Here is a 17,616-nt window from a genome sequence, read left to right on the forward strand (position 1 = left end):
AAAGTGTAGGGCTGAGTTGAAAGCCGGTGACGCTTAATAATCACGGGCCTGGTCAATGTTTTCCTGCAGTTTGCGCGCTACCGCGACAATGCTGTCGCTGTTCGCCACCTGTGCGCCGCCAACACGCCACCAGCTGAGATATTTATGCACCATGGTTTTTGGCAGCACTTTTATATCCAGCAGGGTTGAAACCGTCTGCTGACGGGCATCGGCCAACGCCTCAATCAGTTGTTGTTCGGTAGTAATGCTGTAAGTCTTGCAGCCGTACGCCGCTGCCAGCATGGCGAAGTTCACCGGCACCAGCCCGCCGTCCAGCCGGTCCCCCTGCCGGAAGCGGAACTCGGTAGTGTAGCTGTCCATACCGTGTTCCATCTGCAGGTTGTTGATACAGCCGTTGGTCATGTTGTCGAACAGCACCACGTTGATTTTGCAGCCTTCCTGAATCGACGTGACCAGCTCTGAATGCAGCATCATGAAGGCACCGTCGCCGACCATGGCGTAAACCTCACGCTGCGGCTCCGCCAGCTTGACACCAAGGGCGGCGTTCACTTCGTAACCCATGCAGGAATAGCCGTACTCCACGTGATAGCCGTGTTCATGGCGGTTGCGCCAGACACGTTGCAAATCCCCCGGCAGGCTGCCCGCCGCCGCGACAATGATGCTGTCTTGCGGCAGATTGTGGTTCAGCACACCCAGCACGCGGCTTTGGGTCAGCACCGAACCGGTCTGTTCGATAAATTCGGCAAACACGCGCTCGCGATCCAGGTGGTCGGCAATTTCCGGCACAAAATCGGCGCCGGTATAGGCGACGGAATACACCCGTTCGGTCTCTTTTTGCTGCTGTGCCAGCGCCTGGGTCACGGCGTCGCCCCAATCGGCGCGATAGTCGGCGCGCGCGGCCTGCTCGGCGAGCGCGGTCAATGCATCGCGGGCGTCCGCCAGCAGCTGTATGCCGTCCAGCTTGCCGGCATCGAATGCGCTGACGTTGATATTAAGGAACGCTACCTCGGGATTCTGGAACAACCATTTGGAAGAGGTGGTAAAATCGGTATAGCGTGTGCCGACGCCAATCACCAGATCGGCCTCTTTGGCCAGGGTATTGGCGGCCAGACAGCCGGTTTCACCAATGCCGCCGACGTTGAACGGATGGCTGGATACTACCGCTCCCTTGCCGGCCTGCGTTTCAGCAAACGGGATGTGGAAACGTTCGGCAAACTGTTGCAGTGCCTGCCCGGCCTGCGAATATTTAACCCCACCGCCGCAGATCAGCAGCGGTTTACGCTTGCCGCTCAGCATTGCCAGCGCGTCGGCCAGCATACCCGGCGTCGCGGGGCGACGTTCCAGTCGATGAACCCGTTTCTGGAAGAAATAATCCGGGTAGTCGTAGGCCTCGCCCTGCACGTCCTGAGGCAGGCACAGCGTTACCGCACCGGTTTCCGCCGGATCGGTCAGCACGCGCATCGCGCTGATACAGGCGCTCATCAGCTGTTCTGGGCGCACGATGCGATCCCAGTATTTGCTCACCGCGCGGAAGGCGTCGTTAGTGCTGATGCTAAGATCGTAGGATTGTTCGATCTGTTGCAGCACCGGGTCCGGCTGGCGCGAGGCGTAAACGTCGCCCGGCAGCAGCAATAAAGGAATGCGGTTGGCAGTGGCGGTGGCTGCGGCGGTGATCATATTGGCGGCACCGGGCCCGACGGAGGAGGTGCAGGCATAGATTTGCTGGCGCAGTTTCTGCTTGGCGAAGCCGGTAGCGGCGTGGGCCATCCCCTGTTCATTACGGCCCTGATGAACAATCAGGCCGCCGCACTCCTGCTCCAGAGCCTGTCCCAGCCCCAGCACGTTGCCGTGGCCGAAAATGGCGAATATGCCCTTGACGAACTTGGTTTCGACACCGTCCACCAGCAAGTACTGGTTGTCGAGGAATCTGACAAGCGCCTGCGCCATGGTCAATCTGATCTTACTCATGTTTCCCCCTTATTGGCGGCGCGTCTTTAACCCGCCGGTTAATACTGTCGACAACCTGAAACGTGCAGCGATTATAAACAAATATATTTTCCATAAAATCACATTCCAGAAGAAACATTTCATTTTGCGATAAAGATCGCATTCTCATGTAAACACCGTTTCATCACGTCTGGTCAAACCGGGCCGTAGCCCGCGCCTGTAGCGGCATTATTACCGGACGGCGTCTCCGTCATCGCTGCCCCTGCCGCTGCCCTACCGGTGATGCGGTGATTTTAAACGCATCACATTTTCGGGGTGTTAATTTCATTCCATCTTGAATTTGAAATTTTTATTCCTCATACTGCCAATCATGCTTCCTGCGTATCTCCGCTTGCCGGGTGGCAGTCGGGTTTTGCTTAAACAGAAGGAAACGGGTATGGCTTCACAACAAAAACAGCTTGATGTCATCTGCCTCGGCCGCATCGCCGTCGATTTCTATGCTCAACAAATCGGCGCTCGTCTCGAAGATGCCAGCTCATTCGCAAAATATCTGGGCGGATCGTCGGGCAACGTCGCTTACGGCACGGCGATCCAGGGCCTGAAGTCCGGCATGCTGGCGCGAGTGGGCGACGAGCATATGGGGCGCTTCCTGCGTGAAGAGCTGCAGCGTGTGGGCGCAGATACCCGCAGTTTGATCACCGACAAGCAACGGCTGACCGGCCTGGTGATCCTGGGGATTAAGGATCAGGAAACCTTCCCGCTGATTTTCTACCGTGACAACTGTGCCGATATGGCACTGACCCCCGAGGATATCGATGAATCCTACATCGCCTCATCGCGCGCGCTGGCTATTACCGGCACCCATCTGTCGCATCCGAATACCCGTGCCGCGGTGTTGAAGGCGCTGGAATATGCACATAAGCATGGGCTGCGCACCGCGCTGGATATCGATTATCGCCCAGTGCTATGGGGGCTGACGTCGCTCGGCGACGGTGAAACGCGCTTCGTGGAGTCGGCACAGGTCACTCGCGAACTGCAGGAGGTACTGCATCATTTTGATCTGATCGTCGGTACCGAAGAGGAATTCCACATCGCCGGCGGCAGTACCGATACCCTGACCGCACTGGCCAATGTACGCAAGGTCAGCCAGGCGACGCTGGTGTGCAAACGCGGCGCGCAGGGCTGCTCGGTCTTTGAAGGCGTAATTCCCGCCGATTGGCAGCAGGTGAAGCTGCATTCTGGCGTACGGGTGGAAGTACTTAACGTATTGGGCGCCGGCGATGCCTTTATGTCCGGTCTGCTGCGCGGTTATTTGAATGACGAAGGCTGGGATCAGGCCTGCCGTTACGCCAACGCCTGCGGTGCGCTGGTGGTTTCCCGCCACGGTTGCGCGCCGGCCATGCCGACCAGACAAGAACTGGATGACTATCTGGCACGCGAACAGCAGGTGAAACGACCAGATCGGGACGCGCGGCTTAACCATCTGCACCGCGTCACCACCCGCAAACGACAATGGTCAGAGCTGTGCGTGTTTGCCTTTGACCATCGCAAACAGCTGGCAGATATGGCGCGCGAGGCCGGCGTTGGTGAAGAACGCATTCCGCAATTGAAGACCCTGCTGCTGACGGCCGCCAGACAGGCGGCGGCAGAAGCCGGACTGGACGGCAACAGCGGCATTCTGGCGGACACCACCTACGGCCAGGCGGCCTTGAATGAAATTACCGGTCAGGGCTGGTGGATAGGTCGTCCGATCGAACAGCCGAGTTCGCGACCGCTACGTTTGGAACATGGCAATATCGGCTCGCAGCTGATTGATTGGCCACAGGAGCACGTCGTTAAATGTCTGGTGTTCTATCATCCTCACGATGCCGAGGCGCTGCGTCGGGAGCAGGATGAGCTGATCGGCGACGTCTATCGTGGCTGCTGTAAATCGGGCCACGAGCTGTTGCTGGAGGTGATTCTGCCGGAAGACAATGCGGATAGGGACGAACGGTATTATCTCGACATTATCGCCCACTTCTATCAGTTGGGCATTCAACCGGACTGGTGGAAACTGCCGCCGCTCAGCGCGGAAAACTGGCAGAAGGTCGGCGCGCTGATTGAGGCCAACGATCCCTACTGCCGCGGTGCAGTGATCCTGGGGCTGGACTCGCCGGAAGAAACACTCAAAGCCGGCTTTGCCGCCGCGGCCGATGCACGTTGGGTCAAAGGCTTCGCCGTCGGCCGCACCATTTTTGGCCAGCCGTCACGCCGTTGGCTGCAGGGTGAGCTAGATGATTCTGCTTTGATCGCGCAGGTGAAACAGAAATATCTCACGCTGATCGGTTTCTGGCGTTTATATCGTCCGCAGCCAGACAGCGCTCACGGCAGCCGTTGATCGCCACTCGGTAACGCAGAAACTTCCCCTTAAAGTGATTTTCGCGACTTTAAGGGGATTTTTTTGCCCATTTTCTGTGAACTAACGCAACTTGCGATGAAATAAATCGCTTTTTGAGGAAATGAAATTTCCGCTCCGTCTGTTAGAATGACGAGTCAACAATTCAGGCGTCAGAACCGCTGCGCCTCAGCCAATACTGCGAGCCGAATGGATGAATAACCCAACTCAACTTTCGCTATTACAAGACGAAATTCGTCACCGCTATGAGACGCTCAGCAAACGTTTGAAGCAGGTCGCGCGTTATATTCTGGATAACAGTAATAGCATTGCTTTCGATACCGTAGCTTCCATCGCCGCACAGGCCAGCGTGCCGCCGTCGACCCTGATCCGCTTTGCCAATGCGTTCGGTTTCAGCGGCTTTAACGAAATGAAACAGGTTTTCCGTCAGCATCTGATGGAAGAAACCGTCAACTACACCGAACGGGCCCGCCTGTTCCGCCAAACCTCGACCGACGATAACGTCGCGCCGGAAAAACCGGCCGAAATCCTCAACGTATTCACCATGGTGAACGCGCAGGCGTTGCAGCAGCTGGCGATGCAGATTAGCGCAGAGCAGTTGGACAAAGCGGTCGAGTTGCTCAACAACGCCGAAAATATCTACGTGATTGGCCTGCGGCGTTCATTCAGCGTCGCCTCATATCTGACCTATGCGCTACGCCATTTGGAGCGCCGCGCATTTTTGATCGATGGCTTGGGCGGTATGTTCACCGAACAGCTGAGCATGGTGAAACCGAAAGATGTGGTGATCGCCATCAGCTATTCGCCGTATGCCAAAGAAGCGCTGGAACTGGTGGAGTTGGGCGCCAAGCAAGGCGCGCAGCAGATTGCCATCACCGACAGTCAGGTAAGCCCGCTGGCCGCCTTCAGTGACGTGTGCTTTGTGGTGCGAGAAGCGCAGGTGGACGGCTTCCGTTCGCAGGTGGCCTCAATGTGTCTGGCACAAACCCTGGCCGTTTCACTGGCGTTGAACAACGCCAAAGAAGCCTAAAAGCCAAAGGGCGAATAACAGATTCGCCCTTGGTTGATAACAAAGAGTCCTGTCGAATCGAGATACCCGGGCCTGGCGCACCCAGGGGCACGCCGCTACGACCCCAACGGCACGCTCCCCCTAATATCGACGTTGTCAGCAGTCTGAGGGCGCACGCCCTTTGATTCCGATCCGTCAGATCCTATGCCTTGGGGTAGTCGTCGCCATTGATCCAGGCGTGATCCTGTTCCCAGGTGAACTTCCACAACCGCACCGGCCCGGCCATCACGTTGAGATAATAGCTGTCGTAGCCGGCCATGGTCGCCACCGGGTGATAGCCACGCGGCACTTTCACCACATCACGATTGTACACCGGCATGCATTCGTCCAACGTTCGATCGTCGGTGTAAACCCGTTGCAGACAAAAACCCTGTTCCGGCTGGATGCGGTGATAATAGGTTTCTTCAAGATAGGTTTCGTCGGCCGAATCCTCCTGGTCGTGCTTGTGGCTGGGATAAGAGCTGGTGTTGCCCTCATCGGTATAGACTTCCACCACCAGCAGGCTATCCGCCGGTTCGCTGTCCGGCAAAATGTTGTGCACCAGCCGCTGGTTGCGGCCTTTGCCACGGCGCTCCACCCCTACCTCCGCCGGCGTGATCAAACGCGAAGGCAGATGCCCGTGCCCCGGCGCGCTACACACCGCCAGTTCGAGATCGCTTTCCGCCCGCACCTGTACGCTATCATGATGTGGCACATAGACGGCATACGGTGGCGTGCGTTCGAACGGGCTCATGCGTTTACCGATATGCGGGTACTCCGCGCGCTGCGTTGCCACTGAAGCAATGCCGGCCACCAGCACCAGGCATAGCTCCTTGTCAGCGCTTTCCAGTTGCAGCGTTTGCCCGGCTTCAAGGCGGTAAACGTCAAAGCCGACGAAGCGCCAACCGGCGTTTTCCGGCGTAACATGCTGGACTCGCCCTTCGGCGTCCGGTTGCTGACATTTAGCGAGTAATGAAGACATGCAATCCTCCGATAAGCCCCAGCGTCATTCGTTTGCCGGCCGTTGCCTGCCAGGCTGGTGCCGTTGTCCGACGTTGGGCAGGCCTGCGCGACTGCCGCCTTGACGCCGTTTGCATACGCTGGGTGATTAATGTAACAGCGGCCGCGACCCCACTGGAGTAACGGCCACTGGCAACTGCCCGACGCGAATCAGCCAAGCGTCGGCATGCTGTATTCAGATACCGTTTGCTGGCCGGAAGGCCAGCGCGCGGTGGTGGTTTTCATGCGCGTATAGAAACGCACGCCGTCAGTACCGTGCACATTCAGCGCACCGAACACCGAACGCTTCCAGCCACCAAAACTGTGGAAGGCCATCGGCACCGGCACCGGAACGTTCACACCCACCATACCGGCCTGTACTTCATGCACAAACTGGCGTGCGTAGTGACCATTACTGGTAAAGATGGCGCTGCCATTGCCAAACTCGTGGCCGTTGACGGTGTCGATTGCCGTCTGGTAATCGGCGACGCGGACGATGCCCAATACCGGCCCAAAGATCTCTTCACGGTAAATACGCATGCTTGGCGTCACATGGTCAAACAGGGTACCGCCGACATAATAGCCCTGCGGATGCCCTTCCACCTGATAGTTGCGGCCGTCGGTTACCAGCGTAGCACCTTCTTCCACGCCCAGGCTGATGTAGCCCAGCACTTTTTTCTGGTGCGCCGAAGACACCAGCGGACCCATTTCGTTTTCTTCACCACCGTGCTGCAAGCCCGGCCCGACGCGTAACTGGGCAATCAGCGGCTTCAGTTTGGCAATCAGCTTGTCGGCGGTATCGTCACCGACCACCACGGCGATCGGCAATGCCATGCAACGTTCGCCGGCCGAACCGAAGGCCCCACCCATCAAGGCATTAACCGTCGCATCCAGATCGGCGTCCGGCATGATGATCGCCTGGTTCTTGGCGGCACCGAACGCCTGCACCCGCTTGCCGTGCGCGCTGGCGGTGGTGTAGATATGTTCCGCCACGGTAGAGGAACCCACGAAGCTGACCGCCTGAATGCGCGGATCGGTGCACAGCTGCGCGGCGTTTTCATTGGCGCAGTGCACCACGTTGAACACCCCGTCCGGCAGGCCGGCTTCTTTCAGAAGTTCAGCCAGGCGCACAGAAGCGGAAGGTACCAACGCCGGTGGCTTCAGTACAAAGGTATTGCCACAAGCGATGGCGATCGGGAACATCCACATCGGTACCATCGCCGGGAAGTTGAACGGGGTAATGCCCGCAACCACGCCCAGCGGCTGCATCAGAGAAAAACTGTCGACGCCGGTGCCGACGTCGGCGGAATACTCGCCTTTAATCAGATGCGGAATACCGCAGGCAAACTCCACCACTTCCATTCCGCGCGTCAGTTCGCCCAGCGCGTCGGAATAAACCTTGCCATGTTCGCTGACGATCAGCGCTGCCAGCTCTTCACGATGCTGTTCCAGCAACGCCTTGAAGTTGAACATGACCCGCGCTCGGCGCAGCGGCGTGGTACGCGACCAATCGGCAAACGCCTGATGGGCAACGTCAATCGCCTGCTTCACTTCGGCTGCGGTGCTTTGCGTGACGAGGCGCTCAACCTGGCCCGTTGCCGGATTATGCACTTCAACGGTCTGGTTGCTGCTACTCAGGCAAACCTGCCCGCCAATAAAATTACCCACGGTTTTCATGTTTCACCCTCATTTCAAGTGCCGCTGACGTCAGGAAGCCTAGGCTAAATCCTGACCGGATGATGCAAACTCTATTTCATTGAAAAAAAAGTTTCAAATAAATTATTTTAGAAAATTTGTTTTTAGTGCGGGCGATCGCACTTTTCTGCCACAGTCTACCGAGCGCATTACAACGCGCGATTGCTGCCACCACCCTTGGAAACCACGGAATACAACGGTGATTAATCAGTTTTACCCAGCATGAACCCTCTACATCCTGGCACTACTCTGCATCATGCATCGTAGCAAAAGCCTGTCATTATTGCCGTTTACGCCGATTTTTTTGAACTGGATCTAAAAATCAATATTTCATTATTCCATAGTTATGAAATAAATGTTCTTCTTCGTGACAGGATTCCAAGTATAGACACCGCCTTGTTGACAGGCACGGCTCACCTTGCTGCCCCCTCTCCATTCATGGCGTAAGCCGCGGGCAGAAAAATGGATTAAAATCGGAGCGTTATATGTCACATCAGCGAAAGCACAATACAGGATACGTACTGCGGATCTGTGGTATTGCCGCCCTCGGCGGTATTCTGTTTGGTTATGATACTGCCGTGATTTCCGGCGCCATTGAAGCGTTGAAAAGCTATTTCGATCTCAGCCCGGCGCAAACCGGCTGGGCGGTTTCCAACGTGGTGCTCGGCTGCGTGCTCGGCGCATTTGCCGCCGGGCCGCTGGCCGGTCGCTATGGCCGTAAAAAAGCACTGATTCTGGCCGCCGTACTGTTCACCATTTCCGCCATCGGCGCTGCGCTGGCGGCTACCTTTACCGAATTTATCATTTACCGCATGATCGGCGGGCTGGCGGTGGGCATCGCGGCCACCGTGTCGCCGATGTACATGTCTGAAGTCTCGCCAAAAGACATGCGTGGCCGCGCGCTTAGCATGCAGCAATTCGCCATTGTCTTCGGCCAGATCCTGATCTTTTACGTTAACTTTAAAATCGCCAGTTACGCGTCGGAAACCTGGCTGGTTGAAATGGGCTGGCGCTGGATGCTCGGCTCGGAAGTCATCCCCTGCCTGCTGTTCTGCCTGCTGGTGTTTATCATTCCTGAATCACCGCGCTGGAACGTGATGGTCGGGCGAGAAGATCAGGCACTGGCAATGCTGACCCGCGTATCCAATGAAAGCCATGCGCGCAGCGTATTGCAGGAGATCAAGGACTCCCTGCAAGAGGATTTGAAAAGCGCCAAGCAAAAGCTCGATTACCACGACAAACGAGTGCGTTTCATTCTGTTTGTCGGCTGCATGATCGCCATGTTACAGCAGGTGACCGGCGTCAACGTGATGATGTATTACGCACCGGTGGTGTTGAAGACCGTGACCAGCAGCGCGCAGGAAGCGCTGTTTCAGACCATCTGGATAGGCGTGCTGCAACTGGTTGGCTCGGTGATCGGCGCCATGCTGATGGACCGCATCGGCCGGCTGCCGCTGATGCGCTACGGGACGCTGGGCACCATCGCCGGCCTGTTGATTACCTCTTACGCCCTGTATAGCGAAACCACCGGTTATCTCGCGCTGTTTGGCATGCTGTTCTTCATGCTGTTCTATGCCCTTTCCTGGGGCGTCGGCTGCTGGGTGCTGATCTCCGAAATCTTCCCGAACCGCATGCGCTCACAAGGCATGAGCATCGCCGTTGGCAGTATGTGGGTCGCCAACTTTGCCGTTTCGCAAACCTTCCCGATGATTAACGACAATCCATACCTGTTCTCGACCTTCCACGGCGCCTTCCCGATGTGGGTGTTCGCCGCCTGCTGCGTGTTCAGCTACTGGTTTATCTGCCGTTTCATCCCGGAAACCAAAGGGGTTTCACTGGAGAAAATGGAGGGCGTGGTGATGGCAAAACGTTACCGCCAGCCCATCGTCGATGGCAAACCTCTGCCCTTGTCTAATGAAAAATCGTAACTGTGATCAACCCAATAGCTTATGTACTCGGGAGTAATGTTCATGACCATTGCGCTAGATCGTTTCTGTATTAACCGTAAGATCGCCCCCAATCTCGATTTGGAACGTTTTTTCCAACTGGTGAACAGATGCGGGCTTCACAACGTCGAGCTGCGCAACGATATGCCCAGCGGCAAAGTATGCGATAACCTGAGCGATACACAGGTCAATGCGCTGGCGGCCAAATACGGCATCAACATCGTGACCATCAATGCACTCGGCATGTTTAATCTGCTGGACGACAAAACCCAGTTGCTGGATCGCGCTGAAGCGCTGCTGGGTACGGCAAAGGCAATCCACAGCAAGGCGCTGGTACTGTGTCCACACTGCAGCAGTGCCGACCAGCGCAGCGACGCGCAAAAACAGGACGATACCCTGTCGGCATTAACACTGCTGGCGCCGTTATTGCAAAAATATGGCATTGAAGGGTATGTGGAACCGCTCGGCTTCGGTATCAGCTCATTGCGTTCATCTTTGCTGACTCAGGCGATCGTCCGCGATTCCGGCGCGCCGTATAAAATGGTGCTGGATACCTTCCATCATTATCTCAGCGATATCGATCAGGCCGAATTCGACGCACAAATTCAGGTTGGGCAAATTGGCCTGGTGCATCTTTCCGGCGTGGAAGATCCTCGCGACAAACGCACGCTGAGCGATGAGGAACGCATTATGCTTAGCGCGCAAGACCGACTGGAAAGCAAAAAACAGGTACAGAATCTGGAGCGCCTTGGCTATCAAGGTCTTTATGCGTTTGAACCGTTCTCTTCCCAATTGAACTCCTGGACGGAAGCGGACATTGAGCGGGAAATTCACCAAAGTATCGCGCTACTGCAACAACCCTAGCCCTCTGAAAACGGCCTCGCTAGAGGCCGTTTGGCGGTTGATGACAGAGTTGTCTGCTGGAACGAGGTTCTCGGGCCAAGCGCACCTCGGAGCCCTTCGGCGGCTCACGCCGCTACGACCCCAACGGCACCCTCTCCCTGATATCTGACTTTGTCAGTAGTCTGAAAACGGCCTAGCCAACGGCCGTCTGACGGTTATTTCAAGTTGCTGACCACCAGTTGGCGTCGCGGGTTATAAAACTTGCGGTACGCCAGGTAGCAGGCAAGGATGGTCGACAGACTGGCCGTCGACAGCATCATAAACGTTACCATGATTTGATATTTGATGGCTTTGACCGGATCGATGCCAGCAAAAATCAGGCCGGACATCATGCCCGGCAGGCTAACCAGACCCACCGTTTTCGCCGAATCGACCGTCGGGATCAGCGAGGCACGAATGCTGTCGCGGATAAGCTGCGCCGAGGCGAATTTCGGCGATGCGCCCAGGCTCAGCATTTCCTGAATTTTCTGCTGTTCGCCTTTAAACCGCTGACCAAGATTGTTGTAACACAACCCCACAGCGACCATCGCGTTGCCGGCAATCATGCCGGCAATTGGGATCACCTGCATTGGGGTAAATTCAATCGAGCCGGTCAATACCAATACCACCAGCGTGAGCACCGCCCCGCTGGTGATGGCTATAAACGAGATCACAAACGCGTGTTCGATATATTTACTGCGTTTCTTGGCGTTATACGCCGCGTTAAAGCAGATAAACAGCACCATTAGCACCGTCAGCATGGCGTTATTGATGTCGAAAATATACTTCAGTACGTAACCGACGATAATCAACTGCACCACCGCCCGGCAAATACTCCAGATGATGTCTTTTTCCAGCGCCAGCTTTTCTTTATGGCTGATGAGAATCGCTACCAGCACCAGTATCATCGACAGGCCCAGGGATTCATTGGTGATGTTATGCTGGCTCATGAAATTGCTCCGGTTGCGCTGCGCGATGCGCCTGCAGTTCAATAACATCATCTGCATGGGCAATCTCGTCTCTATCGTGCGTTACCCACAGCACCGCCACGCCCTGCCCAGCTACCAGTTGATGTATCATCTCGTTCACGTTGCGCTTGTTTTTTTCATCCAGCGCGCTGGTGATTTCATCCAATAACAGGATCTTAGGCGTGAACTGCAAATTGCGGATCAGCGAAACACGCTGCTTTTCGCCGCCGGACAGTTCATTGATACTTTTCGACAACAGATTCTCCGGCAGCATCAGACGCGCCAAATCCTGCTTCATTTTTTGCTCATCGGGTTGTTGCTGACGGATTTGATAGGGCAGCGCCAGATTGTCATATACCGTACTCCCGAACAGCGATGGCGTTTGGAAACAGTATGAAACCTGTTTGCGGTACTCTTCCGGCTGAATGTCGTTAATATTTTTACCATCAAAAAAGATCTCGCCACGCGTAGGGCTGATCAATGAAGAAATGATTTTCAATAGCGTGCTTTTTCCGCAGCCGGAAGGCCCGGTGATCAATTTGAATTCCCCGGCCTTCAGGCTGAACGATACCGAGTCCAGAATAACCGAATCATCTATTTGATAATTAATCTCATTCAAAATCAGCAAATTACCGCTACTCATTACGACTCCGGTCATGGCTGGAAGCTGGCCGCCAGTATATGTCCGAATAAATGTGACTGGCAAATGCCCGGCGTCAGGAACAAAAAAACCCCGGCGATTAGGCCAGGGTCAGATTGTTGCCGGTTACTTTCCCGGCCGTCATAATTGTGGCGTAAGCGTTCATCGAACACTCCAACGTTACGCGGCCTAAGCACGACCATGGCACAACAGAAAAAAGTACGGCGAAAGAAAACTGTGGCGATACGCTTTGCTGTTGGTCATCGATATTCGGGCTGGCACCGAAAGATAAAGCAGGGATCAGACGGGGAGAGATAATCCCGGCGTGAAACCGGGATTAACAAAGCGGGTAACGGTGTCTTGGCTGCTCCGGCTTACGCCATCTTCGCTATTGCAAGTATCCTGACCCGATTTTATATCTTACAGAACAACCACGTTGCCTGCAGATGGGCCTTTCTGACCATTTTCGATGGTGAATTCGACCTGTTGGCCTTCGTCCAGCGTTTTGAAATCGTTGCTCTGGATGGCAGAGAAATGCACGAATACATCTTTGCTGCCGTCCGCAGGCGAAATGAAACCAAAACCTTTACCAGCGTCAAACCATTTTACTAAACCAGTCATTTTATTAGACATAGAAATTTCCTTCATTATTTATTGGCCGCCATAAGGCGATAGTGGCTTGTTTTCGGCGTTAACTTATGGGGGCACTAAATAAGAGAATTCACGGGAAAAGAAGTATCTGGAAGGATATCGCTAATACTGAGAACTGCTTTACTAAAACTGCTTTCATAAGGTCTGTACCACAAACCGGTGACGCTATTTACACATAGCCATGAGTTATTAGCAAACCTTTTTTATAATTATTTTAAATAAATCAGCGTTATTAGCAGCTTGACTGCCAACGGCATCGTCCTACGGCCGGAGACACCCCACCTCCGGCATCGATCTCTCATTGCGCATGAGTTTGAACCGGTATTACCGCGATGATTAGCCGCTTCAGCGCTGGTGAACCGACGCTCATTGCGAGTCAGAGCGTAACCAAGGCGTGATGGTCACGCCGGTCAGCAACCCCTCCGGGCTCAGCAAGCGCGTCACCGTCTGCCCCCAGGGCTCTTCACGCTGTGGGACCAGTAGCTGATAGCCATTGTCACGCAGGATACGGGTCGCCGCAGCAATATCCTCAACTTCAAATTCGATCCATCCCTGAGGCACTGGTAGCTCATCTGGCCATTGCGCGCTGCCAAAACAGGAGTATGCCGCCTGGGATAGCGGCCACAGCGCAAAATGCTTAACGCCGCCGAGCGCGTCAGTCTCTGTCAGCATATAATCGCTATTGCCGCCCATCGGCTTCAGCGGCAGCCCCAACGTCTCGAGATAGAAAGACTTACTGGTTTGCGTATCTCGGGCGATCGGGCCAAACCCCGCGACAAACAGTACATTGATACCGCTTAATTCCGCTGCCATCATTTGCTCCTGTTAACCGTATTTAGTCAATCAGCCGCGCGGTGCCGCCGCCAAGGCCTGCGCACAGGCCCAGGCCGAACTCCAGGCCCATTGGAAATTATAGCCGCCCAGCCAGCCAGTGACGTCCACTACTTCGCCAATAAAATAAAGTCCGGGCACGCGACTGGCCTCCATGGTTTTGGAAGACAGCTCGCGAGTGTCCACACCGCCCAGCGTTACTTCTGCGGTGCGATAGCCTTCGGTACCATTTGGCTGCACGCGCCAGTTTTGCAGGCTGTCCACCAGTGCCGCCTGTTGCGCCGGGGTAAGCTGCTTCAGCGTGACTTCCGGCAATTGACCGAGCGTCTGCAGACATTCAACCAACCGTTTCGGCAGATGCAGCGCCAGGGTGTTCTTCAGGCTCTGATTGGGGTGGGCCTGACGTTGTTGGTCAAGAAAGCCGGTCAGGTCTAGCTCAGGAAGTAAGTTAATACTCACAAACTCACCGGGTTGCCAGTAGCTGGAAATTTGCAGCACCGCAGGGCCGGACAGCCCGCGGTGGGTAAATAGAATCGCTTCGCGGAACTGAGTGCCGTTTTCGGCGGTGACGGTAGCCGGCACAGAAACCCCGGACAGCGTCTGCGAATGCTCGAGCAGCGGCTTATGCAGGGTGAATGGCACCAATGCCGCGCGGGTCGGCAACACCTGCAGACCAAACTGTTGCGCCAGCTGGTAGCCAAACGGCGAGGCGCCAAGCCCCGGCATCGACAATCCACCGCTGGCCACCACAAGTGAGCAAGTGCTCACCATCTCGCCATTCAACGCCAATTCAAAGCCGTCGTCGGTTTTTTCGACGCTCAGCACCTCGCTGCGCAATCGGGTGGTCACCTGGCCGAGCGCACATTCCTGTACCAGCATCTCCACGACTTGCTGGGCCGAATCGTCACAGAATAGCTGGCCGAGGGTTTTCTCGTGATAGGCGATGCCGTAGCGGTTGATCAGGTCAATAAAATCCCACTGGGTATAACGCGCCAGCGCGGATTTGCAAAAATGCGGATTATTGGACAGGTACGCTGCCGGTTCGACGTACATATTGGTGAAATTGCAGCGGCCGCCGCCCGACATCAAGATCTTGCGGCCCGGTTTTTTGCCATTATCGAGCAGCAGCACCCGGCAGCCAAGTTGCCCTGCCTGCGCAGCACAAAACATGCCCGCCGCACCGGCACCGATTACTACGACATCAAACTGTTCCACCTTCGCCTCACTTGAATAAAATCACAATCACCGCAAAAGCACGCCATTTTACGCGATTTCACTACCGGTCTGTGCTTATTTACGGCGGGCGATTGTAAAGGCTTGCGGCAGCCAGCACCATAGTAAGGAAATGTGATCATCGGTAAACTGGTGTAACACGCTGATATTTATTTAGTTTACACCCTCAGTATCGACGCGCTGTCATCAGGAAATCAAAAAAACGTCATATTTTCCTTTTCCCCAGTACCGGTTGTCGCAGATAATGCGCGGCGTTCATGTCCACAAACCTGGCGTAACGCTTATGTTGCATTTGTTCGCTGGCCTGGATTTCAATACCGGCCTGATGTTGATACTCGCATTGCTGTTCGTGCTGATTTATGAAGCCATCAACGGCTTCCACGATACGGCCAATGCGGTTGCTACTGTAATCTATACCCGCGCCATGCGCTCGCAGCTTGCGGTCGTGATGGCAGGCGTATTTAACTTCCTTGGCGTGATACTCGGTGGTTTGAGTGTTGCCTACGCCATTGTCCACCTGCTGCCAACCGATCTGTTGCTGAACGTCAGTTCCGCACATGGTTTAGCCATGGTCTTTTCCATGCTGCTGGCGGCGATTATCTGGAACCTCGGCACCTGGTATTTCGGTCTGCCGGCCTCCAGTTCCCACACGTTGATTGGCGCCATTATCGGTGTCGGCCTGACCAACGCCCTGATGACCAACACCTCGGTGGTGGATGCGCTCAATGTGCCGAAAATGATCAGCATTTTCCTGTCATTGATCTTCTCCCCGCTGGTCGGGATGATGGTGGCCGGGCTGATGGTCTTTGTACTGCGTCGTTACTGGAGCGGCACCAAGAAACGCCAGCGTATACACATGACGCCGGCGGAGCGTGAAAAGGTCGACGGTAAACGCAAGCCGCCGTTCTGGACGCGCATTGCGTTGATCCTGTCCGCCGTCGGCGTCAGTTTCTCGCACGGTGCCAACGATGGTCAGAAAGGCATCGGTCTGATTATGCTGGTGCTGATCGGCGTCGCCCCGGCCGGCTTTGTGCTCAATATGAATGCAACCGGTTATGACATCACCCGTACGCGTGATGCGGTAAACCACCTGCAACAATATTATTTGCAGCACAGCGACTCACTGTCGCATGTGGTCGCCATGACGCCGCTGGTGCCAACGCCGGAAGAGTCGGTTTCCGCCAATGAACCGCCGCAGTTCCATTGTGACAGCTCGCGTGCCATGCCGGCGATCCAGTTAGCCTCCGGGTTGCTGAACGGTCTGCAAAGCTATGACCAGCTGTCGGTTGAACAACGCAGCCATCTTCGTCGCTTGCTGATGTGCGTCACCGATACGGCCGATCGCGTCGCCAAGCTGCCGGAAACCCCCGCCGAAGATAAACGCTTCCTGAGCAACCTGCGTCAGGATCTGCTGCAAACCGTCGAGTATGCGCCGATCTGGATTATCGTTGCGGTAGCACTGGCGCTGTCTCTTGGCACCATGGTTGGCTGGAAGCGCGTTGCCACCACTATCGGTGAGAAGATCGGCAAGAAGGGCATGACCTATGCCCAGGGCGTTTCTGCTCAGATGACCGCTGCGCTGTCAATTGGCGTTGCCAGCTACACCGGTATGCCGGTCTCCACCACGCACGTTCTGTCCTCGGCGGTTGCCGGGACGATGATCGTCGATGGCGGCGGCGTACAGAGCAAAACCGTGAAGAACATCCTGCTGGCCTGGGTATTAACCCTGCCGGTGGCGATTGTCCTGTCGGGAGCGCTGTACTGGTTGGCGTTAAAGCTGATTTAAAGCAACAAGTCGAAAAGGCGACCCTGGTGGCCGCCTCTATCTGATGACAAACCTCATTGCTGCACTGAACGAGTAGAGGTCAATCAATAAAAAATCAGGAAGATCAATTTACTGATTTTCGGCTGATAGCCACAAAGCAGGGAAAACCACGCTTTTTCCTGCTTTGTCAGCAACCTAAGGCGGCCCTGGTGGCCGCCTTTTTTATTGCCAGTCAGTACCAGATAGCCATCGCGACCAGGCTGATGACCACCAGTCCGCACAGTGCGGAAGTCAGCATGAACTGGCCACGCACCCGCTCGCAACGGCGAATGAATTCCGGATCGTGGTGATCGGTATAGCGTTGGGCGTAGATGTAACGCACCAGCCGTAGCTGCTTGCTGGGCTGACCGTGAGCAGTAAAGAACCCGCCGCCGTCAACGTATTGATACAGCAGAGGATCGCAGCCGCGTAACACTACCAGCAGCGCACGCAAAGAAGAGTAATACCGCACCATGTTTACCACACATACCACACACAAAGCCCAAAATAGCGCGACGGTACTGATCATGATTCCTCCTCAAGGCGTTGTGATCCACGGCATCCACCGGGCCAACTG

Annotated in this window: 14 protein-coding genes; 5 read left to right on the forward strand and 9 right to left on the reverse strand. The window is 55.5% G+C overall.

The genetic code is table 11. From position 1 onward, the window contains the following. Positions 1-33 precede the first annotated feature (33 nt). Positions 34-1,968: a 3D-(3,5/4)-trihydroxycyclohexane-1,2-dione acylhydrolase (decyclizing) gene (gene iolD, locus NYE85_RS03690; protein ID WP_259003006.1), complete on the reverse strand. Its 1,935-nt coding sequence runs from the start codon at positions 1,966-1,968 to the stop codon at positions 34-36. A gap of 415 nt (positions 1,969-2,383) precedes the next feature. On the opposite strand from iolD, the gene iolC reads away from it, so the two are divergent. Continuing rightward, the gene (gene iolC, locus NYE85_RS03695; protein ID WP_259003008.1) at positions 2,384-4,324 is read left to right on the forward strand and encodes a 5-dehydro-2-deoxygluconokinase; all 1,941 of its coding nucleotides are present in this window, start codon (positions 2,384-2,386) and stop codon (positions 4,322-4,324) included. 211 nt (positions 4,325-4,535) lie between these two features. Then, positions 4,536-5,372: a MurR/RpiR family transcriptional regulator gene (locus NYE85_RS03700; protein ID WP_259003009.1), complete on the forward strand. Its 837-nt coding sequence runs from the start codon at positions 4,536-4,538 to the stop codon at positions 5,370-5,372. 181 nt (positions 5,373-5,553) lie between these two features. Here NYE85_RS03700 and iolB read toward each other — a convergent pair whose 3' ends face one another. Further along, positions 5,554-6,372 carry a 5-deoxy-glucuronate isomerase gene (gene iolB / locus NYE85_RS03705; protein WP_259003010.1) on the reverse strand — a complete coding sequence of 273 codons (819 nt, stop codon included), beginning with the start codon at positions 6,370-6,372 and terminating at the stop codon, positions 5,554-5,556. A gap of 188 nt (positions 6,373-6,560) precedes the next feature. After that, the gene (locus tag NYE85_RS03710) at positions 6,561-8,066 is read right to left on the reverse strand and encodes a CoA-acylating methylmalonate-semialdehyde dehydrogenase (RefSeq protein WP_004956399.1); all 1,506 of its coding nucleotides are present in this window, start codon (positions 8,064-8,066) and stop codon (positions 6,561-6,563) included. Positions 8,067-8,569: 503 nt separating this feature from the next. Here NYE85_RS03710 and NYE85_RS03715 point away from each other — a divergent pair. Together NYE85_RS03715 and NYE85_RS03720 are read left to right on the forward strand one after the other, a co-directional pair. Then, positions 8,570-10,012 carry a sugar porter family MFS transporter gene (locus NYE85_RS03715; protein WP_259003012.1) on the forward strand — a complete coding sequence of 481 codons (1,443 nt, stop codon included), beginning with the start codon at positions 8,570-8,572 and terminating at the stop codon, positions 10,010-10,012. 42 nt (positions 10,013-10,054) lie between these two features. Then, complete coding sequence (locus tag NYE85_RS03720) at positions 10,055-10,894, forward strand: TIM barrel protein (protein ID WP_259003014.1); 840 nt, start codon at positions 10,055-10,057, stop codon at positions 10,892-10,894. Between the two features lie 194 nt (positions 10,895-11,088). Here NYE85_RS03720 and fetB read toward each other — a convergent pair whose 3' ends face one another. The 5 genes from fetB to NYE85_RS03745 form a co-directional block, all read right to left on the reverse strand. Further along, positions 11,089-11,862: an iron efflux ABC transporter permease subunit FetB gene (gene fetB, locus NYE85_RS03725; protein WP_259003015.1), complete on the reverse strand. Its 774-nt coding sequence runs from the start codon at positions 11,860-11,862 to the stop codon at positions 11,089-11,091. Further along, the gene (gene fetA / locus NYE85_RS03730) at positions 11,849-12,523 is read right to left on the reverse strand and encodes an iron efflux ABC transporter ATP-binding subunit FetA (RefSeq protein WP_259003016.1); all 675 of its coding nucleotides are present in this window, start codon (positions 12,521-12,523) and stop codon (positions 11,849-11,851) included. Before fetA ends, fetB begins: the two co-directional genes overlap by 14 nt. 417 nt (positions 12,524-12,940) lie before the next feature. After that, positions 12,941-13,153, reverse strand: coding sequence for an RNA chaperone/antiterminator CspA (cspA, locus tag NYE85_RS03735; RefSeq protein WP_259003017.1), 213 nt, complete (start codon positions 13,151-13,153; stop codon positions 12,941-12,943). A 384-nt stretch (positions 13,154-13,537) separates the two neighbouring features. Continuing rightward, positions 13,538-13,984 carry a VOC family protein gene (locus NYE85_RS03740; protein WP_259003018.1) on the reverse strand — a complete coding sequence of 149 codons (447 nt, stop codon included), beginning with the start codon at positions 13,982-13,984 and terminating at the stop codon, positions 13,538-13,540. A 30-nt stretch (positions 13,985-14,014) separates the two neighbouring features. Beyond that, positions 14,015-15,217, reverse strand: a complete 1,203-nt coding sequence (locus NYE85_RS03745; RefSeq protein WP_259003019.1) for an NAD(P)/FAD-dependent oxidoreductase — start codon at positions 15,215-15,217, stop codon at positions 14,015-14,017. Between the two features lie 301 nt (positions 15,218-15,518). Between NYE85_RS03745 and pitA the strand changes: the two genes are divergently transcribed. Beyond that, positions 15,519-17,021, forward strand: a complete 1,503-nt coding sequence (pitA, locus tag NYE85_RS03750) for an inorganic phosphate transporter PitA (protein ID WP_259003020.1) — start codon at positions 15,519-15,521, stop codon at positions 17,019-17,021. A gap of 211 nt (positions 17,022-17,232) precedes the next feature. Here the strand turns inward: pitA and uspB are convergent, their stop codons facing one another. Next, positions 17,233-17,568, reverse strand: a complete 336-nt coding sequence (gene uspB, locus NYE85_RS03755; protein ID WP_004956410.1) for a universal stress protein UspB — start codon at positions 17,566-17,568, stop codon at positions 17,233-17,235. Between the last annotated feature and the right edge of the window lie 48 nt (positions 17,569-17,616).

The organism is Serratia sp. AKBS12 (genome assembly GCF_024793895.1).
GTDB lineage: Bacteria > Pseudomonadota > Gammaproteobacteria > Enterobacterales > Enterobacteriaceae > Serratia_F.